Here is a 20,870-nt window from a genome sequence, read left to right on the forward strand (position 1 = left end):
GACGCCGCACGGCCTTGACCCGGCCCCATTGGGCGCCTAGCTCACGGGCTTCGCAGAAGGGTTCCGACACAGTGACCGAACAAACCGCCGCCGATCCCGTCCACGCCTTCATCGCCCAGACGGTGGCCGAGCATGACGTGGTGCTCTTCATGAAGGGCACGCCGGATTCGCCGCGCTGCGGCTTCTCTTCGGTGACGGTCCAGATTCTGGACCATGTGGGCGCGGCCTTCGTCGGCGTCGACGTGCTGCAGGACGAAGCCCTGCGCGAAGGCATCAAGGCCTTCACCGACTGGCCGACCATTCCCCAGCTTTATGTGAAGGGCGAATTCGTCGGCGGCTCGGACATCGTGCGCGAGATGTTCCAGTCCGGCGAACTGGCCGCCCTGATGTCCGAAAAGGGCGTCGCCCTCGGCGAGGCGTAAGCCAGATGGCCCGGCCGCAGCTCCAACCGCGTGAGGACCGCGAGGTCTTCGTCGTGCCCCTGGACGTGCGGCCGGAGCACATCGACGAGAACAACCACGTCAACAACGTCGTCTATGTCGGCTGGCTGCAGGACGTGGGCACGGCCCACTGGAACGCGCGCTTCGACGACGAGACGCGCGCGAAATGGTCGTGGATCGCCCTGAGACACGAGATCGACTACTTACGCGCCATCGAGCCGGGCGCGACCGGCGTCTTGGCCCGCACATGGGTCGGCGACCCGCAGGGCCCGCGCTTCAACCGCTATGTCCGCATCGAGGACGCCGAAGGCCGTCTGTGCGCGCAGGGGCTGTCGGAGTGGTGCCTGGTCGACGCAAAGACCCTGCGCCCCGCCCGCATCCCGGCGGACATGCTGGGACCGTTCACGGCTTAAGCGCATCAGCCTTGCCCTTTCCTCCCTGTTGCGCAGCAATGGGGAGGGGGACCGCGAAGCGGTGGAGGGGGCGACGCCATGCCGGACGGCCTGAGTTATGAGCGCGCAAGAAAGATGCGCCGCGCCCTGACGCCGCCTGAGGCGCAACTGTGGGCTCAGCTAAAGGGGCGCAGCCTCGAAGGCCTGAGGTTCCGGCGACAGCATCCCATCGGCCCCTTCATTCTCGACTTCTATTGCGCCGAACTGAAACTGGCGGTGGAGGTCGACGGCCTCATTCACGGGCTGGACGATCAAGCGCGTCATGATGAGCGTCGGACGTGCTGGCTGACGGCGCGCGGCGTTTCAGTGCTGCGTCTTCCCGCCTGCGACGTTCGTGATGACATGGAGGGTGCGCTGAATGCGATCAGGAACGCAGCGCGTCATGCGCAAACGTAGCGCCGCCCCCTCCACCGCTTCGCGGTCCCCCTCCCCACACCGTGGGGAGGAAAGGGGTGGTTCGATTACAGGCTGACCGGGTTGATCACGCGGACGCTCTGGCCAGACTTCAGGCCCAGTTCGTCGTAGGTCCAGCTGACGGTCTTGCCGTCGGGGACCAGCGCCTTGCACAGGTCGGGCGCGCGGCGGATCAGGCTGAGTTCCGCCGGTTCGTCGTCCTTGATGCGGACCTCGAAGCTGGACGCCTCGGTGCAGCCGTTGGAGCCGACCACCACGCTCAGGCGCTGGCCGTCGAAGTCGACCTTGCGCACGGCTTCCAGCGCCTCGGGACGGGCCGAGGCGCGGTCGGAGACGTTGACCGAAACCTTCTCGCCGCCCTCGTTCGAATAGATGATGCAGCCGCCCAGCAGCGGCAGCAGGGCGACGACGGCGGCCAGAACAGGAACGATCCGCATCAGGCGTCGTCCGCCGGCGTCGAATGGATCACCCGCGTGGTCGGCTTTTCGGTCGAGATGATGATGCAGCCCGACAGGACCGGCGCGGCGACGGCCGCAATGGCCAGGGCGATGATGATGCGGCGCATGAGGCGTCCTCTTGGTCTTGAATTGCGGCGAACCTGCCAGCACGGACCCGCCGGGTCATGTGAATAATCGGCAAGGTGTCGCTCAGGCGGCCTGTGCGGCGTCGCCCAGACGCGCCACGCCGTTGGTCAGGGCGTCCGCCTCGGGCTGGGGGCGGCCCAGCAGATAGCCCTGCACCTCATTGCAGCCCTGGGCGCGCAGGAAGGCCAGCTGCTCCGGGGTTTCGACGCCCTCGGCCAGCACCGGGATCGACAGGCTTTCGCCGATGGTCAGCACCGCGCGGATGATGGCCCGCGACTGGGGCGCGGCGCCGTCCAGTTCCTGCATGAAGGAGCGGTCCAGCTTGATCTTGTCGAAGGGGAAGGCCTTCAGCGTCGACAGCGACGAATAGCCCGTGCCGAAATCGTCCATGGCGATGGTCACGCCCAGCGTCTTCAGCTGACGCAGGACATGGGTGGTGCGCGCCATGTCGGTGATCATGGCCGTCTCGGTGATCTCCAGCTCCAGCCGCGAGGGCGACAGCCCCGTCTCCAGCAGGATCTGATGCACCAGACGCGGCAGGTCGACGTGGCTCAGCTGCACCGGCGACAGGTTGACGGCGATGCGGTGCGGCTCGGCCCAGGCGGCGGCCTGACGGCAGGCCTGACGCAGCACCCATTCGCCGATCGGCAGGATCAGCCCCGTCTCCTCGGCCACCGGGATGAAGTCGGCCGGCGAGATGTAGACGCCCGCGTCGTTCTTCCAGCGCAGCAGGACTTCATAGCCCGTCGCCCGGCCCGTCTCGACCGAGGCCTGCACCTGATAATAAAGCTCGAAACGTTCGTTCTCCAGCGCCTCGCGCAGGGCCTGGGTGACGCGGCGACGGGCGCGGACGGCCTGATCCATGTCCGCCTCATAGAAGCAGATGTCCTGCGTCAGCGACGCCTTGGCCCGATACATGGCCAGGTCCGCATTGTTGATCAGGGTCGAGACGTCCTGCGCGTCCTCGGGCCACAGGGAGACGCCGATGCTGGCGCCGCACGACAGGTCGGCGTGGTCCACCGTCACCGTCCCGATGACGGCCTGGCGCAGACGCTCGGCCACGGCGTGCGCCTCGTCACGGCTGGCGACCGGGGCCAGGGCCAGGAACTCGTCCCCGCCCTGACGGGCGACGAACTCGCCCTCATGCAGGATCGCCTTCATCCGTTCGGCGATGACGCACAGAAGCTGGTCGCCGACCGCGTGGCCGTACAGGTCGTTGACCTCCTTGAACCGGTCCAGATCCAGGGCGAACAGGGCCAGAGTCTCGCCCTCGGCCGCCGTCTGCTGCTGGCGGGTCAGCCGTTCGAGGAAGGAGGCGCGGTTGGGCAGGCCGGTCAGGCTGTCGTTGCGCGCCAGATGGGCGATGCGGCGCTCCTGCGCCATGCGCGCGCGCAGGTCGCGCACGGCGTAGATCATGGTGCGCCCGTTGGCCGTATGGTCGCGCCGCGCCGACAGCTCGACCGGGATCTCCTCGTCACCAGCCGTCAATATGGTCTGGGTCACAGCGCCGTCGTCCAGACGGTGGGCGTCCTGCACCCACTGATCCAGACCCGCACCAACCAGAGCGCCGCGCCCGGCGCCGACCAGATCGGCCAGCACCTGATTGGCCGCGACGATGACGCCGTCGCGTTCGATCGCCATGCCGTCGACGCCGGTTTCGATCAGATACTGCTGACGCTCGCGGTTCAGGGCCAGGGCCTCGCGGTCCAGCGCATGGCTGGCGGCGCCCGCCCCCAGCACCAGCAGGCCGACCCCGGCGACGCCCAGCGCCAGCACGCTGCGGGCGTCCTCGCCGGTCAGCATGCCGTCCAGCGGCGCCAGCGGGATGACCGTCATCGCCGCCATGGCCGTGAAGTGCAGGCAGACGATGCCCAGCACCATGGCCGCCCCGCCCTTCAGCCGCGCGAAACGCTCTTCGTCCGAGGCCAGACGGAAGGCCAGGGCGCCGAACGCCACCGACCCGATGACCGACGCCGCCAGATAGGGCGCCGACCAGTGGACCAGCCCCTCGACCGACAGGGCGGCCATGCCGACGAAATGCATGGCGGCCACGGCGGCCCCGAACAGGGCGCCGCCCGCCTCGACCGCGAAACGACGGCCGACGGATGCGATCGCCAGCGCCAGACCGACGCCCAGAATGGCGACGGCCAGCGACACGCCCGTCAGCATCGGCGCATAGGCCGTCTCGACGCCCGGCCGATAGGCGATCATGGCGACGAAATGGGTGCACCAGATGGTCGCCCCGCCCGCCACCGCGCCCAGAAACAGCCAGGACAGGCGCGACAGCCCGCCGTTCTCCCTCACCCGTCGCAACAGCCCCGTGGTGATGAAACTGCCCAGAAGGCAGATCAGGGCCGCCAGGGCGACAAGCCCCAGATGGTGCTCGTCGGTCAGACAGGTCAGGACACGCATGGAATACGCCGTGAAGAAAGGTTACGCGCCGTCCTAGAAGCCCAGGCGTTAACCCTGCCTGTCCCGATATGAATAATGGAATCTGAAGAATCGGGGCCGTTGCGATACGGCGGCCGGAACGTCTGCGCCCTAGTGGCCGACCGCCGCGTTTTCCCCATCCATCTGATAGGGATTGTTGACCACCACCGTGACCCCCGGCGGCAGGCCCAGCTCCTGGAAGGTCCACTCCATCTGCACCCCGCCCTTGACCGGACGGGCGCAGCGGTCCTCGCCCAGACGGCGCAGGGTGATGACCGCGGAATCCTTCAGCCGGGTGATGAAAGGCTTCACATCGGCCTTGTCGGTGCAGCCGTTGGAGCTGACGCGGAACACGGCCAGATCGCGGGTGAAGGCGACGGCGTGGATCGGCTCAAGCTGGCCGGGCATCCCCTCGGTGCGCACAAGGGCGCCCGGCGCGCGGGCGCAGCCGGACAGGCTGACGACGAAAATCGTCACGGCGCAGAGGGCGATCCGACGTTTTATCTCTGGCCTCCCGCGATTTCAGCCTGACAATTGACGCATTGTGGCCCGGTTTGGCCAAAAAGGGAACAACCGCAGGTTTGCACGCGGCCAAAGAAAAGAGCGGATTCTCATGAGGGTCAGCAGCGCCCCTTCCCTACCGCTCATCCCGGCGTCCGCCAGGATGAGCGGAGTTCATGAAGCGGCCAAACCTCAAAGGCTGAACTCGCCCCCAAAGAAAAAGGAGGCCCCGGCGAACCGGAGCCTCCCTTGTCCTGAACCGCAGCCCGACGGATCGGGCGGGATCGTCGCTCTTACGAGGAGTAGTATTCGACGACCAGGTTCGGCTCCATCTTCACCGGATAGGGCACGTCGGACAGTTCCGGCACGCGGCCGTAACGGACCGAGAAACCACGGTCGCCCAGTTCCAGATAGTCAGGCAGGTCACGCTCGGCCGACTGCTGGGCTTCCAGCACCAGGGCCATGTTGCGCGACTTTTCCTTGACCTCGACGACGTCGCCGACCTTCACGCGGTAAGAGGCGATGTCGACCTTCTTGCCGTTGACGGTGACGTGGCCGTGCGAGACGAACTGACGGGCGGCCCAGACGGTCGGCACGAACTTGGCGCGGTAGACGATGGCGTCCAGACGCGATTCCAGCAGACCGATCAGGTTTTCCGAGGTGTTGCCCTTGCGGCGGGCGGCTTCGGCGTAGGTCGCCGCGAATTGCTTCTCGGTGATGTTGCCGTAGTAGCCCTTCAGCTTCTGCTTGGCCTTCAGCTGCAGACCAAAGTCAGAGACCTTGGACTTGCGGCGCTGACCATGCTGGCCGGGGCCGTAGGAGCGCTTGTTGACAGGAGACTTGGCGCGACCCCACAGGTTTTCACCCATGGCCCGGTCGAGTTTGTACTTGGCGCTGTGGCGCTTGGACATATGTCACTCTTCATCATGATGCGGCCCGGCTGCTCCCCGATTGGAGCGGCGATCTCAACGGCGGTTCACGCATCGTCCGTAATGGACATCGCGCCTCGGGACGAACCCGGTGCGAGAAGGGCGCGCTTATGCGGCCGCGCCCTTCCTGAGTCAAGCGGCGCGGGCGTTTCAGCCTGCGGGCGGCGCCTCGGGCGTCCAGACATAGGCCTCGCCGCGGCGCTCGATCTTGCCCAGCCCCGGGAAGGGGAAGTGGACGCCATAGTAGCGCAGCCCGCCCTGCGCGCCCTGATCCAGCAGGGTTCGGCGCGTTGCGACGCCTGCCGCGCGATCATTGTCCCAAACCAGAGTCAGATCCGGCCGGGGAACCGAGATGACCGAACTGTGCAGGGCGTCGCCGAAATACAGCAGCCGCTGCTGACCCGATGCGATCTCATAACCCGTATGGCCCGGCGTATGGCCCTTCAACGGCACAGCGCGGATCGAGGGCGTGACCTGTGCGCCGGGCTGGAAGACCTCGACGCGCGGCGTGATGGCCTGAACCAGGGCGGCTTCATCGCCCGTGGCGCCCGCCTTGGCCGCGTTCCATTCCGGCGCGCTCATGCGGATGACCGCCTTGGGGAAGACCAGCGCGCCGGTGGCGTCGACCAGACCGCCCACATGGTCGCCGTGGCTGTGCGAGATCAGGATGTCCGTCACCTGATCCGGCTCGACTCCGGCGGCGCGCAGAGACGCGACCAGCAGGTTCTGCGTGCCCATCTGGCCGCCCGCGCCCGTGTCGATCAGCACCACCCGCTCGCCGTCGCGCACCAGCAGCGGCTGGACCGGCAGGTGGACCGCGTCCGTCGGCGCCCCGGCCGCCGTCAGCAGGGCGACGATGTCTTCAGCCTTGGCCCCTGCCTCGACCCACGGGGTCTGCGCCACCGGCACGACGATCTCGCCGTCGCGCAGGGCCGCCAGCTTCAGATCGCCGACGGTGAAGGGATACACGTCCGGCGAGGTCGCGACGGCGGCGGTCGTCGCCTGCGCCTGCTCGCCCGCCTTCGACTGCTTCTGGGGCTGCTGCTGACAGGCGCCCGCGCCGATCAGGAGGCTCAGGACCAGCCCCAAGGCGGCCAGTTTCAGAGAGGGAGTCATCATCATCTCCTGCGGGCGCGGCCCGGAATGAAAAACGCCCCGCCGTTTCCGGCGGGGCGTCTGCTGCATCAGCCCTTGGCGGCTTCGTACAGTTCGTTGACCTTGTTCCAGTTCACCACGGTCCAGAAGGCCTTGAGGTAGTCGACCCGGCGGTTCTGGTACTTGAGGTAATAGGCGTGTTCCCACACGTCGGCGGCCAGAAGGACGGCCCCCTTCTCGGGCGCGTCGTCCATCAGCGGGTTGTCCTGGTTCGGGGTCGAGACGACCTTCAGCTTGCCGCCCTGCAGGATCAGCCAGGCCCAGCCCGAGCCGAACTGACCGGCGCCGGCGGCGTCGAAGTCGGCCTTGAACTTGTCCATGCCGCCCAGTTCGGCGTCGATCTTGGCGGCCAGTTCAGCCGAGGGCTCGCCGCCCGTGCCGACCGGGGCCAGCAGTTCCCAGAACAGGCTGTGGTTCCACACGCCGCCGCCGTTGTTGCGGATAGACTTGGGCAGCTTCGACATTTCGGCGAACAGCTCTTCCATCGACTTGCCCTGCGCGGCGGGCGTGGCGTCGACGAACTTGTTCAGGTTGTCGACATAAGTCTGATGGTGCTTGTCGTGGTGGAAGGTCATCGTCTCCTTGTCGATGGCCGGCTCCAGCGCGTCATAGGCGTAGGGCAGCGGGGGCAGGGTGAAGGCCATGGGAGACTCCTCGTTACGGCGTGTGATTCCTCTGGACCCTATCTAGGGCCGCGCGCGCCATACCCAAGCCTTGAACGGCCCCTTTGTTCAGTTTTTGCCGTTTTCCGGTGAATCGGAACGGAAACAGGGTCCATCCGTTGCCTTCCATTGGCCTGAACCGCGTGGAGACCGTGATGCCTGAGCATGACCGACCGCCGCGGATGACCGACGACGAGGTCGAGATGCTGCGCCTTCGCCTGCTGGAGATCGTTCCCCGGCTGGAGCGTCGTCATATGCTTGAACTGGCCGACGCCCTGCACGACGCCGCCCGCGAACGCCGCTGGAACGACGGCCACGTCGATTTACGTATCTGAAATCAGGCGCCCGGCCTCTCCCTCCCCGTCCCGGGGAGGGTGGCTGAGCCTGCAAGGCGAAGCCGGGTGGGGGCGGCAAGGCTATTCAAACGCCGAGGCCAGGATCACCAAGCCCTCCCCCCCCCGGCGCGGGGCGACCCCCCACCCCCGGACCGGGAGGGGGGGGGGGGGCGCGGTAAACCCCCTGCAGTTCCTGCTTCACCCGTTCGGCCAGAGTCTTGATGTCCAGCGGCTTGGGCAGGAAGGACACCCCGACCTCGTCCTGCAACAGGTCCGAGAAATCGCTCTCGGCATAGCCCGAGATGAACATGACCGGGGCATCCCCAAGGAAGGGCCGGGCCTTCCTCAGCAGCGACGGCCCGTCCAGTCCCGGCATGATGACGTCCGAGATCAGCATGTCGATCTGGCCCGCCCATTCCTCGGCCAGGATCAGGGCCTCCTCGCCGTCTTCGGCCTCGATCACCTCATAGCCGCGCTGGCGCAACAGGCGGGCCGCGATGCCGCGCACAGCGGCCTCGTCTTCCACGAACAGGATGCGGCCCGCACCCGACAGGTCGCGCGGCGCCTTGACGGCCTTCTCGACCACGGGAGCCTCGACCAGTTCTTCAGCTGAGGCGGCGGGCAGGAAGATGCGGAAGGCGGCGCCCGCGTTTTCCAGATTGGCGACGGTGATGTGGCCGCCCGCCTGCTGGGCGATGCCGTAGACGGTGGCCAAGCCCATGCCCGTCCCCTCGTTTACCGCCTTGGTGGTGAAGAAGGGCTCGAAGATCTTGTCCAGCAGGGCGGTCGGCACGCCGGGGCCGGTGTCCGACACCTCGATCAGGGCGACCTCGTCCGTCGCCTCATGCCAGCCCATGTCGCGGGCCTCGGCCCCCGTCAGGCGGCGGGTGCGGATGGTGACGACGCCCGCGCCCGGCTCGACCACGCCGCGCATGGCGTCGCGGGCGTTGACGGCCAGGTTCATCACCGCCGTCTCCAGCTGGCTCTTATCGGCCAGCACCAGGGGCAGGTCGCGGCCGTAGTCTGTCTCCAGCCGCACGTCCTCGCGCAGCAGACGGCGCAGCAGCACCGCGAACTCGCCGACCAGCTCGCCCAGGTCCAGCCGCTCGCGCCGCACCGTCGACTTGCGCGAGAAAGCCAGCAGCTTACGCACCAGATCGGCGGCGCGGATGGCCGTCTGGCGAATCTCGTTCAGCCCCTCATAGGAGGGATCGCCGACCGGGTGCCGCTCCAGCAGGCCCGACAGCTGCAGCTGGATCGCCGTCAGCAGGTTGTTGAAGTCGTGCGCCACCCCGCCCGCCAGCTGGCCCACGGCCTGCATCTTCTGGGCCTGCGACAGTTGCAGCTCCATCGATTTCTGCGCCGCCACGTCGAACAGCCAGACGCGGCGCTTGTCGCCTTCCAGCGCGACATAGAGGTGCAGCTGGCGATCCGGGTGGGCGCGGGCGATCAACTCGATCGGGCCGGACGATCCGGCCTCCAGCTTGGTTCTGGCCTCGGCCACGCCCGCCGGGTCGAACAGATGGCCGAAGGCCGCGTCGCCCGAGGCCGCCGGGCCAGTCAGTAGGGCCAGGGCCGCGTTCGGCTCCTCGACCCGGCCCGCGAACAGGTCTTCGCCGCCGATCACGGCCGAGCCGAAGGGCGCGCCTGCGGCCATGGCGCGCGCCTCGCCGGTCGGGGCGGCGGGCTGGGGCGCGGCGGGTGCGGACGGCGCCAGCGGCAGGACAGCCTCCGGCGCAGCGCGGACGAGAAAACGCCCCTGCCCCGCCTGACCGATCAGCACCTCGATCTCGCGCGCGCCGATCTGGACGATGGCGCGGCCCTGATGGCCCCCGCGCGCCTGCGCAAAGGCCATGTAGAGGGCCTGAGCGGACTTGCCGCCGCCCTTGCCGGCTCTGGGCAGGGAGGTGACGGTCCCGTTCTCCTCGGCCCAGGCGGCGTTATAGGCCAGCACCTGCCCCGACGGCTGCACCAGTGCGGCGGGCTCGGCCATGGCGTCCAGCATCTCGACCGCCGTATCGCCTGAAGGCGGGCGCCGCTCTGACCGGCCGAACGCCGACAGCCAGATCAGCGCCGTCGCACCCGCTGCGAAAATCAGGATCAGCCCCGGCGTGGTGAAGGCGCTGGCCCGGAACGCCGGATAGGCGATGGCCGCGATCGCCAGCGCAAAGCCGACCGCCATCACGACCAGCCACGGGTCGAAGCGCGGGCGGCGGGCGGCAGGGGCTGCAGCGCGCGCCTGCGGCCGGTCTTGCGTCAGACGCTCCATCGGGCGCCCGGGCGGTCGGGGAATGGTCATGGAGTCTCGCCCGCTCGAATCAGGGTTCGTCAGCATACCGAAGCTCTTTCATGCGCCCTAACGCGCAGGTGGCGCGACGTCTCTCCCTCCCCGTCCCGGGGAGGGTGGTCGCGCAGCGACCGGGTGGGGAGGACGAGATGATGCCGGATGCCGCGCCTGACCAGCCAAGACGCCCCCATCCGGCTTCGGCCTGACGGCCTCAGCCACCCTCCCCATAAAGGGGAGGGAGAAACGGCGCCTTGGCCCCTCACCGCCGCTTCCTCTGCTGCATGACGAAGCCGATAACCTTGGCCGCCGCCTCGAAATGTTCGCGTGGAATGATGTCGTCGACCTCGACCGCCGCATAGAGGGCGCGGGCCAGCGGCACGTTCTCGACGATGGGCACCTCGTGCTCCTTCGCCACCTCGCGGATGCGCAGGGCCAGCGCATCGACGCCCTTGGCGACACAGACCGGCGCCCCGTCGCCCTGATCCGGCTCATAACGCAGGGCGACCGAATAGTGGGTCGGGTTGGTGATGATGACGGTGGCGTCCGGCACCGCCTGCATCATCCGCTGGCGGCCGCGCTGCATACGGATCTGGCGCAGCTTGGCCTTTACGTGGGGGTCGCCTTCGGACTGTTTGAAGTCTTCCTTCAGCTCTTCCTTGGTCATCCGCATCCGCTTGGCGAAGCGCATCCGCTGCCACAGATAGTCGCCCCCGGCCGTCAGCCCCAGAAACACCAGCGCCGACATCATCAGCGCCAGCGCCAGATCGCGCGCGAACGGCAGGATGGAGGCCGGGCTCATGGCGGCCAGATTCTCAAGCTCGCGCGCGTGCGGCTTCAACACCCAGAAACAGACGCAGCCGATGGCGACCAGCTTGATGAAGGTCTTCAGGAACTGCGCCACGCCGTCCGGGCCGAAGATGCGTTTGAAGCCCTCCAGCGGGTTCACCTTGGACCATTTCGGCTTGATCTTCTCGGTGGTGAAGATGAGGCCCGACTGCGCCAGATTACCGCCGACCCCGCCCAGAACGACCGCGAACATCAGGGCCGCCAGAAACGGCGCCGCGGCCCAGACCGCCTGCATCCCGATCTCGACGCCCGCGCCCGCCTGCAACCCGCCGATCATGGCGTGCGGCTGGGCCAGAAAGGGCGTCAGCCCCTCGGCGATCCGGGTCGAGAACCAGCCGCCGCCCGCCAGCAGCACCCCCGCCGCCCCGGCCAGAGACAGCGCCGCCGCCACGTCCGGCGATTTGGCGACATCGCCCTTTTTGCGCGCATCCTCAAGTTTTCGTGGGGTGGCGTCTTCTGTTTTCGACTCGGGATCGGGACCGTCAGCCAACGGCGCCTCCCGTGAAGAAGGCCGCCACCGAGCGGTAGCGGTCTATGAAGACGGTCCCCAGCACGCCCAGGCTCAGGGTGAAGACCGACAGGCCCAGAATGACGCTGAGCGGCGCGGCGGCGAAATAGACCTGAAAGCTGGGCATGACCCGCGCCACCAACCCCGAGGCCAGATTGAAGATCAGGGCGAACACCAGCACCGGCGCCGCCAGTTGCACCCCCAGCATGAAACTCTGGCTCAGGGTCTTCACCGCCATGGTCGTGAAGTCGGACACGATCAGCGGCTTTGCCGGGGCGATGGCCTCATACGATCCGACCATGCCGCCGATGAAAAGGTGATGGGTGTTGGTCGCGAACACCAGCGTCACCCCCAGCAGCATCAGAAAGGCCGACAGGGTCGTGCCCGGCTGGGCCTGCATCGGGTTGGCCGTCTGCGAGAAACCCAGCGTCGTCTGCATGGAGACGATCTCGCCCGCCGTGGTCATGGCGGTCATGAAGCTGCGCAGAATGGCGCCGATGGCCAGACCGGTCAGAACCTCCCGGATCACCCAGCCGACCGTGGCGCCCAGCGTCGCGGGCAGGCCCGGCAGACTGGCCCCCACGATGGGCCACAGCGCCAGCGACAGCACCAGCGCCAGCGACAGGCGCACCCTTGGCGGCACATAGGATTCGCCGAAGCCGGGCAGCAGCATCAGGATCGCCCCGACGCGCGCGAAGATCAGCCCCCCGGCCCAGACCTGTTCCGCCGTGGCGTAAGGCTCCATGTCCCTGCCCCGGTTTCCTGACCTACATGCCCGCGATACGGGCGGCGATCTCGCGCATGAAGCCGCCCAGCAGGGCGCCCATCAGCGGCAGGAACAGCAACAGGGAAACAAAGACGGCGACGATCTTGGGCGCATAGACCAGGGTCTGCTCCTGAATCTGGGTCAGGGCCTGAAACAGGCCGATGGCCACCCCGACCACCAGCGCCACGATCAGGGCCGGCAGGCACAGCTGGATCGTCAGCCACAGGGCGTCGCGCCCCACATCCAGAACTTCCGCGCCGTTCATCGCCGCTCCCCGCCACTCGCGCACACACGCGCAGACACTGGGCAGAAAATGCCGACAGGATGGTTAACGGGACGTTAGGACGGATGAAACCCGATGCAGGCCTTGCATACGAAACGTTGAAATTATTACAGATTATCTCGCAGCCACCCGGCCGCGCGCGCCACCATGCCGCCGCGGTGGACCTTGGGCGCATCCGCAGCCGTGATCTGGCGGGACATCAGCTTGCGGGCCGAGACGGCCTCGCGCGGGCCGTAGGCGGCGCGGAGCAGGACGCCGGCGGCCGAGCAGAAGGCCGGGCCGGCGGCGGCGTCGGCCAGGTGGGGCGCGCGTTGCGGGCGGCCCAGGCGCACAGGGCGGTCAAAGACGCGCACGGCCAGTTCGCGCACGCCGTTCAGCTGGCTGGCGCCGCCGGTCAGGACGAGGCCCGCGCCGGGTTCGAGCCCCAGCCCGGCGTGCTTCAGGCGGTCGCGCAGCAGCTCCAGCGTCTCTTCCACGCGCGGGGCGATGACGGTCTTGAGCATGGCGCGCGGGACGATGACCGGACCGGCCGAGGCGTCCTCGCCGCGCGGCGGAGCTTCCAGCATTTCGCGGTCTTCATTGGCCGACGCCATGGCGGAACCGTGCAGGGTTTTCAACCGCTCGGCGCCGACGCGCGAGGTCGACAGGCCGCGCGCGATGTCGGCGGTCACATGGTCGCCGCCGACGTTCAGGCTTTCGATGTGCAGCAGGGAACGCCCGCCCCAGACCGCCGCCGAGGTCGAGCCGCCGCCCATGTCGATGCACAGGGCGCCCAGCTCCATCTCATCCTCTTCCAGCGCGGCGAGGGATGAGACGACGGGCGCGGCGGCCACGCCCTGAAGATCCAGATGCGCCAGTTCGAGGCAGTGGCTGAGGGCGTTGAACGAGCCCTCGGACATGGAGACGACCAGCAGGTCCAGCCCCAGCGAGCCGCCGCGCATCGAGCGCGGGTCGTGGACGCCACGCGCCCCGTCGACCGACCAGGCGATGGGCAGGACGTGGATCGGGCGCCGGTTCGGCAGGCGGATCTGGGCCAGGGCCATGCCGATGGCGCGCGCCAGATCGGCGTCGCTGATGGGGTGTGAGCCCAGCGAGACGCGCGCCTGCACCCGGTGGCTGGCCATCTGACCGATGGCCGTGGTGACGACGACGCCCGAGACAGGGGCGCCCGCCGCGCGCTCAGCGCGTTCGACCGCGTGGCCGATAGCCTGGGCCGTCTCGTCCATGTTGACGATGGCCCCGCCCTTGACGCCCCGCGACTGAACGTGACCCGCCCCGGCGACGCGGATGGTGCGGTCGGCGTGGCGCACGCCGTCGGGCTTCATGATGAAGCAGGCGACCTTGGACTGGCCGAGATCGAGCGCGGCCACGACCGGCGCGCGCGGCGCGCCCCTGCCCTGTTCCGGCTTGATGTCTCGGCTGCGTCCAACCATGGGTCGTGTCCTAAGGCTTCAGGGTGTCAGGCCGCGCCTTCGGAAGGGCGAACGGCCACTTCTTCCGGCGTGCGAAGGTCGATGCGGGCGAAGCCCAGGTCCAGCAGGCGTTCGCGCTGGTCCAGAGCGTCGAGGCGGATAAGGGCGGATTCCTGATCCACGGCGGGCAGCTGGATCAGGGCGCCATCCTTGAGGCGCAGGTCCCAGCGGCGCTCGTCCACGCGGACAAGGGCGTCGATTTTCGCCATCAGGCGCGGGCGCTGGGCCAGCAGGGGCAGAACGTCGGAGGCGGCCTGATCGGCGCCCTTGCCCACCACAAGCGGCAGGCGCGGATAGCGGCCCGCGTCGGCGCCGTTGATCACCAGCCCCTGCGCGTCGATGACGTGGGCCTTGCCGCCCACCTGCCAGACGGCGAGGCGGTCGTGTTCCTTGACGTCGACGATCAGGGTGTCGGGCAGCAGGCGCACCACGCGCGCCTCCTTGACCCAGCCGACCGACTGCACCCGCTCGCGCACGGCGGCCAGATCCAGGCTGACGATGGGCTGATCGGCATGGACGCCGACGGCGGCGCGCACGGCGGCGGCGGCCTCGGGCGAGGCGCCGGTGACGTGGACCTGACGCACCTTCAGGCCCATGCCGGTCGTCATGGCGTCAAAGCGTTCGGAAACGGCGGTCGAGATGCGCTCGGCGCGTGCGCCGGTGGCCAGTACGGCCGCCAGTATGCCGACGCCGACCACAAGGGTCGCCGCCACGACGCGCGGCGACATGTCCAGACGGCCGATCTCGGCCGCGCGGCCGGACGGAGCGCCGCGCGCGCCGCCCTTGCCCGAAGACTGTCGCCGACCGCCGCGCACTACCGCGGGCATGAGGCGTCCTCCACCATCCAACGAACCAGTTCGCGATAATCCATACCGACGAAGGCCGCCTGCTCGGGGACGAGCGAGGTCGGGGTCATGCCGGGCTGGGTGTTCACCTCCAACAGAACGAGAACGTCGTTAACATCGTCATAACGGAAGTCGGCGCGGGAGACGCCCCGACACCCCATGGCCGCGTGGGCCAGCTCTGACTGACGTAAAGCCTTGTCAAAAACGTGCGGCGGCAGTTCGGCGGGCAGGACATGGCGCGATCCGCCGGGCGCATATTTGGCTTCGTAGTCATAGAAGCCCTTGGTCGGGGTGATGTCGGTGATGGTCAGGGCGCGCGGGCCGGTCGCCTCGCCGATCACGCTGACCGCCAGTTCCTTGCCGGGGATGAAGGGCTCGACCATGACCTGATCGCCATAGGTCCAGTCGTCGGCGCCGACCTCGACCACGGGGCGGTTGGCGCCCTCGCGCACCACATAGACGCCGACCGACGAACCCTCGGCGTTCGGCTTGACCACATAGGGCGGGTCGATGACGTGGCGGCGGGCGACCTCGTGCCGGTCGAACAGGCCGCCGCCGGGCACGATGACGCCCGCCGCCTGCAGCACGGCCTTGGACTTGTCCTTGTCCATCGCCAGCGCCGAAGCCAGCACGCCGGAGTGGGTGTAAGGAATCTTCAGCGTCTCAAGGACACCCTGAACGCAGCCGTCCTCGCCCCATTTGCCGTGCAGGGCGTTGAAGACCACGTCGGGCTTCAGCGCCGTCAACACCTGAGCGAGGTCGCGCCCGGCGTCGACGCGGGTGACCCTGGCCACCTGCCCCTCAAGCGCATCCGCGCAGCCGCGCCCCGAGGACAGGGAGACCTCGCGTTCCGAAGACAGGCCGCCCATCAGGACAGCGACATGGAGGGTGTTCAGGGGCGCACGCATGACCACATCCGAAGACTAGCCCGTCCCTATGCCCTGAATACGGTTAACCGGTTGGAAACGATCCGGGGTCGTGGAAGGAAATTCGCAAGACCTTCTCCCTCCCCTTCATGGGGAGGGTGGTCGCAGCGAAGCGAAGACCGGGTGGGGAGGGCCGGGCGATACGGGACTCGGCGCTTGAATGGCCCTGCCGCCCCACCCGGCTTCGGCCAGGCGGCCCGCTGCCCCCTCTCCTGATGGGAGAGGGCTTGAGCCTCCAGGAGCGAAGCGATTGGCGAAGGCGAAAGGGTGAGGGTCCGCGGGTGAAGTCGGCCAAAGGCCGTCGCGCGACGGCTTACGCCGACTGACAGGACAAGCCCCTCACCCTTTGGCTGCTACGCGCCGCCCTTCGGGTCGCGCAAGAACGATCGCTGCGCTCTCGTGCGCTCAAGCCCTCTCCCGCCGGGAGAGGGTTATTTCCGCCCGATCCGCTTAATTTCCCAGTTCAGCTGCACGCCGGTTTTTTCCAGCACATCCGCGCGAACCGCTTCACCCAGCCCCTCGATGTCGGCCGCCGTCGCCTCGCCCGGATTGATCATGAAGTTGGAGTGCAGTTCGCTGAACTTCGCGCCCCCGCCGGTGACCGCGTGCAGCTTGCCGCGCCAGCCCGCGTCATCGACCAGCTTCCACGAGGAATGGCCGTCCGGGTTCTTGAAGGTCGAGCCGCCGGTCTTCTCGCGGATCGGTTGGGTCTTCTCACGGCGCTCGGTGATCTCGCTGATGCGGGCGGCGACGGCCTCGGGCGCGTCGGGCGTGCCGCGATAGGTCGCCTCGATCCAGATGATGTCAGCCGGGGCGTTTGAATGGCGGTAGGTATAGCCGAAGTCAGCCAGCGCCAGTTCGACCCGCTCGCCCCTGCGGTTCAGGCCCCAGGCGGACACCAGTACGTCCTTGGTCTCCGAGCCGTAGCAGCCCGCGTTCATCGTCAGGGCGCCGCCGATCGAGCCGGGGATGCCCGCATAGAACTCCAGCCCGGCGATGCCCGCCTTGGCCGAGGCGCGCGCCACCATGCTGTCCAGCGCGCCTGCGCCCGCCGTGACCGTGACGCCGTCGGCCGTCACCTGGCCCCAGGCGCGGCCCGCCAGACGGATCACCACGCCCTCGACCCCGCCGTCGCGCACGATCAGGTTGGAGCCGACGCCGATCGCCGTCACCGGCACATCTTCAGGCAGGACCTTGAGGAAGTCGGCCAGATCATCGGCGTCCGCCGGTATGAACAGGGCGTCCGCCGCGCCGCCCACGCGGAACCAGGTGTAGGGCCCCAGCGGCTCGTTCAGCAGCAGCTTGCCGCGCACGGCGGGGAGATTGTCAGTCCAGGCCATCCGATAAATCCGCTCATCCCGGCGGACGCCGGGACCCAGTGCTTTGGCTGCATCCAGCCGTTTTGACGTTCAATCCGATGTAGGGCGGCAAGGCTTCGTCGTGAAGCTCTCACTGGATCCCGGCGTGCGCCGCCGGGATGAGCGGGAGCGTGAAATTCAGCCCAGCGCCTCCAGCTGAGCCGGCAGGGCGTAGGCCCAGCTGGTGATGTCGCCCGCGCCCAGCAGGACGACCAGATCGCCCGGCTTCGCCTCTTCGCGGATGACGCGCGGCAGGGCGGCGGCGTTCTCCAGCGCGGCGACGTGGCGGTGGCCGTAGCGGCGGACGCCCTCGACCAGAGCGTGCTTGTCGACGCCGTCGATCGGCTGTTCGCCCGCCGGATAGACATCGGCGACCAGAACGCTGTCCGCGTCCGAGAAGCAGGTGGAGAAATCCTGCATCAGATCACGCAGGCGGGTGTAGCGGTGCGGCTGGACCACGGCGATGACGCGGCCGGGATTGTCGGCGTTGTGGACCACCTGACGCGCGGCCTTCAGCACGGCGGCGATCTCGACCGGGTGGTGGCCATAGTCGTCGATGACCCGCACCCCGTGGGCCACGCCCGTGGTGGTGAAGCGGCGCTTGACCCCGCCGAACCCGGCCAGACCGGCGCGGATGGCGTCGTCGTCCACGCCGATCTCGCGCGCCACGGCGATGGCGGCCAGGGCGTTGGAGACGTTGTGCCAGCCCGCCATCGGCAGGTGCAGGTTCTCGATGCGCGCGGGCTCTTCCAGAGCATCCATGCCCTGACGCTGGATCACTACATCGAAGCGCGAGCCGTCCGGGTCCATCCGCACATTGTCGGCGCGGACCATGGCCTGCGGATTGAGGCCGTAGGTGACCAGGCGGCGGTTATCGATCTGGGCCGCCAGCTTCTGCACCTCGGGGTGATCCAGACAGACCACGCCGAAGCCGTAGAAGGGAATGTCCTTGATGAAGTCGCAGAAGGCCTTCTTCACCGCATCGAAGTCGCCGTAGTGGTCCAGATGCTCCGGGTCGATGTTGGTGATGATCGCCACGGTGCATTTCAGGCGCAGGAAGGAGCCGTCGCTCTCATCCGCCTCGACCACCATCCAGTCGCCGCCGCCGACCTTGGCGTTGGTGCCATAGGCGTTGATGATGCCGCCGTTGACCACCGTCGGGTCCAGCGAACCGGCGTCCAGCAGGGCCGCGACCATCGAGGTCGTCGTCGTCTTGCCATGGGTGCCGCCGACGCCGATCGAGAATTGCAGGCGCATCAGCTCGGCCAGCATCTCGGCGCGGCGCACCAGAGGAATGCGGCGTTCGCGCGCCACGATCAGTTCGGGGTTCGTCGGCTTGACCGCCGTGGAATAGACCACCGCCGAGACGCCCTCGGTCACATGGGCGGCGTCGTGGCCGATGTAGATGCGGGCGCCCAGCTTTTCCAGCCGCTCGGTGTTGGCGCTGGTCTTGGCGTCAGAGCCCTGCACCTGATAGCCGATCTTCAGCATGATCTCGGCGATGCCGCTCATGCCGATGCCGCCGATGCCGACGAAGTGGACAGGCCCGAGGGCGAACGGAACGGGGCGAAGACGACGGATCATCTTCGCCCCATAGCTCAAACAGGATGCGATTTGCACCATGCCTTCGCCAAGGCGGGCGGCTTTATACCGCCTGGACCTCCGCCCGCTCGCGCCAGAAGGCGTGCAGGGCCGCGATGTCGCCGCTGCACAGCAGGGGCATGGCCTCGCCCAGACGCGCGTCGTCCCAGTCCCACCACTTCATCTCCAGCAGCATGGCGATGCTGTCGTCGTCGAACCGCTTGCGGATGACCCGGGCCGGATTGCCGCCGATGATGGCGTAGGGCTCGACATCGCGCGTCACCAGCGCCCGCGTGCCGATCACGGCGCCGTCGCCGACCTTCACGCCCGGCATGATGATGGCCTCGCTGCCGATCCAGACATCGTGGCCGATGACGGTGTCGCCCGCCTTCTGAAAGGCGTCGACCGCCCCGGCGAAATGCGTGACCTCCGGCATGTAGAAGAAGGGGAAGGAGCTGGCCCAGTCGTTCCGGTGCCCCTGATTGCCCGCCATGATGAAGGCGGCCCCGCTGCCGATCGAGCAGAAGTCGCCGATGATCAGCCGGTCCACGCCCGGCTCGGTCATCAGATAGCGGGCGCAGTCGTCAAAGCCGTGGCCGTGGTACCAGCCGGAATAATAGCTGTAGCGCCCGACGATGATGTTGGGATTGGTCACCAGATCGGACAGCAGTCGGCCCTTGAACGGGCTTTCGAAAACCTGAGTCATGGAAATCTCTATGTGCGCGGCCGCAGCCGGTCAGCGCCGGGCGGCCTTGGAATTTTTACTGAAGGCTATGAAGCGCGCAGCCTTGATGCGCCGGGCGAAACCGGGTCGCTCAGGGCGCGCCGCTCGGGGGCGTCAGGCCCGCACGGACGCTATCAGAAGGGTCTGACCGCCATTTCCATACGCGGATTATGGCCCCTGCCCCGCCCCGGCGCAATCAACACAATCGCCGCCGCGTGAATCTTGGTTACTCCGCCTTAACCGTAAGGATTCACCATAAGCGCCTGATCCGTCTGGGGGCCGCTTTTCCATGTCCGAGTTGAAGACCGACGTCATCCTGCGTGGCGACTGCATCGAGGTGCTGAAGGGCCTGCCTGACAAGTCGGTGGACATGGTTTTCGCCGACCCGCCCTATAACCTGCAACTGGGCGGCGACCTGCTGCGTCCCGACAACTCCAAGGTCGACGCGGTCGACGACGACTGGGACAAGTTCGACAGCTTCGCCGCCTATGACGCCTTCACCCGCGCCTGGCTGGGCGAGTGCCGCCGCGTGCTGAAAGACGAGGGCAGCCTGTGGGTCATCGGCAGCTATCACAACATCTTCCGCCTGGGCGCGGCGATGCAGGATCTGGGCTTCTGGGTGCTGAACGACATCATCTGGCGCAAGTCCAACCCGATGCCGAACTTCAAGGGCACGCGCTTCACCAACGCCCATGAGACGCTGATCTGGGCCGCCAAGTCGCGCGAACAGAAGCGCTACACCTTCAACTACGACGCGCTGAAGGCCTTCAACGAAGACACCCAGATGCGCTCGGACTGGACGCTGGCCCTGTGCACCGGCCACGAGCGGCTGAAGGACGACGACGGAAACAAGGCCCATCCGACCCAGAAGCCCGAGGCCCTGCTGCACCGCGTGCTGCTGTCGGCCAGCCGCGTCGGCGACGTGGTGCTGGACCCCTTCTTCGGCACCGGCACCACGGGGGCCGCGGCCAAGCGTCTGGGTCGCCACTTCATCGGCATCGAGCGCGACGAGACCTACGCCAAACTGGCCGAGAAGCGCATCAAGGCGGTCATCCCCGCCGCGCCGGAAGATCTGGTCGTCACCGGCTCCCGCAAGGCCGAGCCCAAGGTGCCGTTCGGCGCCCTGGTCGAAGCCGGACTGCTGGCGCCGGGCGACAAGCTGTATTGCCCCAAGGGCGAGCGCGAGGCGCGGGTGCGGGCCGACGGTTCGCTGGTGTCCGGCGCCCTGACCGGCTCGATCCACAAGCTGGGCGCCCTGCTGGAGAACGCCCCGGCGTGCAACGGCTGGACCTATTGGCGCTTCAAGACGGACACGGGCCTGCGCCCCATCGACGCCCTGCGCGCCGAAATCCGCGCCGGGATGCAGTAAGAA

At 68.0% G+C, this 20,870-nt stretch carries 22 protein-coding genes; 5 read left to right on the top strand and 17 right to left on the bottom strand.

Annotated elements, in window-relative coordinates:
* Window positions 1-71 precede the first annotated feature (71 nt).
* The 3 genes from grxD to ABE454_RS09490 all read left to right on the top strand — a co-directional run bounded on the left by grxD (window position 72) and on the right by ABE454_RS09490 (window position 1,288).
* Complete coding sequence (gene grxD, locus ABE454_RS09480) at window positions 72-422, top strand: Grx4 family monothiol glutaredoxin (RefSeq protein WP_125902132.1); 351 nt, start codon at window positions 72-74, stop codon at window positions 420-422.
* Window positions 423-427: 5 nt separating this feature from the next.
* Window positions 428-853 carry an acyl-CoA thioesterase gene (locus ABE454_RS09485; RefSeq protein WP_346531124.1) on the top strand — a complete coding sequence of 142 codons (426 nt, stop codon included), beginning with the start codon at window positions 428-430 and terminating at the stop codon, window positions 851-853.
* 78 nt (window positions 854-931) lie between these two features.
* Window positions 932-1,288 carry an endonuclease domain-containing protein gene (locus ABE454_RS09490; RefSeq protein ID WP_346531126.1) on the top strand — a complete coding sequence of 119 codons (357 nt, stop codon included), beginning with the start codon at window positions 932-934 and terminating at the stop codon, window positions 1,286-1,288.
* Between the two features lie 65 nt (window positions 1,289-1,353).
* Here the strand turns inward: ABE454_RS09490 and ABE454_RS09495 are convergent, their stop codons facing one another.
* From ABE454_RS09495 to ABE454_RS09525, 7 genes are all read right to left on the bottom strand, one after another.
* Window positions 1,354-1,743 carry a hypothetical protein gene (locus tag ABE454_RS09495; protein WP_346531128.1) on the bottom strand — a complete coding sequence of 130 codons (390 nt, stop codon included), beginning with the start codon at window positions 1,741-1,743 and terminating at the stop codon, window positions 1,354-1,356.
* Window positions 1,743-1,871 (bottom strand): hypothetical protein, encoded by a 129-nt coding sequence (locus ABE454_RS09500; protein WP_346531129.1) that lies wholly within the window; start codon window positions 1,869-1,871, stop codon window positions 1,743-1,745. Before ABE454_RS09500 ends, ABE454_RS09495 begins: the two co-directional genes overlap by 1 nt.
* An 82-nt stretch (window positions 1,872-1,953) precedes the next feature.
* Window positions 1,954-4,302, bottom strand: a complete 2,349-nt coding sequence (locus ABE454_RS09505) for a bifunctional diguanylate cyclase/phosphodiesterase (protein WP_346531130.1) — start codon at window positions 4,300-4,302, stop codon at window positions 1,954-1,956.
* A gap of 129 nt (window positions 4,303-4,431) precedes the next feature.
* The gene (locus ABE454_RS09510) at window positions 4,432-4,797 is read right to left on the bottom strand and encodes a hypothetical protein (protein ID WP_346531132.1); all 366 of its coding nucleotides are present in this window, start codon (window positions 4,795-4,797) and stop codon (window positions 4,432-4,434) included.
* A 317-nt stretch (window positions 4,798-5,114) separates the two neighbouring features.
* On the bottom strand, window positions 5,115-5,732 hold the full coding sequence (gene rpsD / locus ABE454_RS09515; protein ID WP_346531134.1) for a 30S ribosomal protein S4: 618 nt from the start codon (window positions 5,730-5,732) through the stop codon (window positions 5,115-5,117).
* Between the two features lie 168 nt (window positions 5,733-5,900).
* Window positions 5,901-6,866, bottom strand: coding sequence for an MBL fold metallo-hydrolase (locus ABE454_RS09520; RefSeq protein WP_346531135.1), 966 nt, complete (start codon window positions 6,864-6,866; stop codon window positions 5,901-5,903).
* A gap of 68 nt (window positions 6,867-6,934) precedes the next feature.
* Complete coding sequence (locus ABE454_RS09525) at window positions 6,935-7,549, bottom strand: superoxide dismutase (RefSeq protein WP_346531137.1); 615 nt, start codon at window positions 7,547-7,549, stop codon at window positions 6,935-6,937.
* 173 nt (window positions 7,550-7,722) lie between these two features.
* Here ABE454_RS09525 and ABE454_RS09530 point away from each other — a divergent pair, with 173 nt between their 5' ends.
* Entirely contained in the window at window positions 7,723-7,902 is a 180-nt protein-coding gene (locus ABE454_RS09530; RefSeq protein WP_346531139.1) for a hypothetical protein, read from the top strand.
* 85 nt (window positions 7,903-7,987) lie between these two features.
* On the opposite strand, the gene cckA is transcribed toward ABE454_RS09530, so the two are convergent.
* The 10 genes from cckA to catB form a co-directional block, all read right to left on the bottom strand.
* The gene (gene cckA / locus ABE454_RS09535) at window positions 7,988-10,171 is read right to left on the bottom strand and encodes a cell cycle histidine kinase CckA (RefSeq protein ID WP_430826075.1); all 2,184 of its coding nucleotides are present in this window, start codon (window positions 10,169-10,171) and stop codon (window positions 7,988-7,990) included.
* 277 nt (window positions 10,172-10,448) lie between these two features.
* On the bottom strand, window positions 10,449-11,525 hold the full coding sequence (flhB, locus tag ABE454_RS09540; RefSeq protein ID WP_346531141.1) for a flagellar biosynthesis protein FlhB: 1,077 nt from the start codon (window positions 11,523-11,525) through the stop codon (window positions 10,449-10,451).
* Complete coding sequence (fliR, locus tag ABE454_RS09545) at window positions 11,518-12,288, bottom strand: flagellar biosynthetic protein FliR (protein ID WP_346531142.1); 771 nt, start codon at window positions 12,286-12,288, stop codon at window positions 11,518-11,520. The genes flhB and fliR overlap by 8 nt, the downstream gene beginning before the upstream one ends.
* Window positions 12,289-12,310: 22 nt before the next feature.
* On the bottom strand, window positions 12,311-12,574 hold the full coding sequence (fliQ, locus tag ABE454_RS09550; RefSeq protein ID WP_291778108.1) for a flagellar biosynthesis protein FliQ: 264 nt from the start codon (window positions 12,572-12,574) through the stop codon (window positions 12,311-12,313).
* 125 nt (window positions 12,575-12,699) lie between these two features.
* The gene (gene ftsA, locus ABE454_RS09555; protein WP_346531144.1) at window positions 12,700-14,025 is read right to left on the bottom strand and encodes a cell division protein FtsA; all 1,326 of its coding nucleotides are present in this window, start codon (window positions 14,023-14,025) and stop codon (window positions 12,700-12,702) included.
* Window positions 14,026-14,051: 26 nt separating this feature from the next.
* Entirely contained in the window at window positions 14,052-14,891 is an 840-nt protein-coding gene (locus tag ABE454_RS09560; RefSeq protein ID WP_346531146.1) for a cell division protein FtsQ/DivIB, read from the bottom strand.
* On the bottom strand, window positions 14,879-15,817 hold the full coding sequence (locus tag ABE454_RS09565) for a D-alanine--D-alanine ligase (RefSeq protein WP_346531148.1): 939 nt from the start codon (window positions 15,815-15,817) through the stop codon (window positions 14,879-14,881). Before ABE454_RS09565 ends, ABE454_RS09560 begins: the two co-directional genes overlap by 13 nt.
* A gap of 449 nt (window positions 15,818-16,266) precedes the next feature.
* Window positions 16,267-17,175, bottom strand: coding sequence for a UDP-N-acetylmuramate dehydrogenase (gene murB / locus ABE454_RS09570; protein WP_346531149.1), 909 nt, complete (start codon window positions 17,173-17,175; stop codon window positions 16,267-16,269).
* Between the two features lie 156 nt (window positions 17,176-17,331).
* Window positions 17,332-18,777, bottom strand: coding sequence for a UDP-N-acetylmuramate--L-alanine ligase (murC, locus tag ABE454_RS09575; RefSeq protein ID WP_346531150.1), 1,446 nt, complete (start codon window positions 18,775-18,777; stop codon window positions 17,332-17,334).
* A gap of 61 nt (window positions 18,778-18,838) precedes the next feature.
* Window positions 18,839-19,480, bottom strand: a complete 642-nt coding sequence (gene catB, locus ABE454_RS09580; protein WP_346531151.1) for a type B chloramphenicol O-acetyltransferase — start codon at window positions 19,478-19,480, stop codon at window positions 18,839-18,841.
* 307 nt (window positions 19,481-19,787) lie between these two features.
* Here catB and ABE454_RS09585 point away from each other — a divergent pair, with 307 nt between their 5' ends.
* Window positions 19,788-20,867 carry a site-specific DNA-methyltransferase gene (locus ABE454_RS09585; protein WP_346531152.1) on the top strand — a complete coding sequence of 360 codons (1,080 nt, stop codon included), beginning with the start codon at window positions 19,788-19,790 and terminating at the stop codon, window positions 20,865-20,867.
* The last annotated feature ends 3 nt before the right edge of the window (window positions 20,868-20,870 follow it).

This window comes from Brevundimonas diminuta (assembly GCF_039673845.1).
Classification (GTDB): Bacteria; Pseudomonadota; Alphaproteobacteria; order Caulobacterales; family Caulobacteraceae; genus Brevundimonas; species Brevundimonas diminuta_E.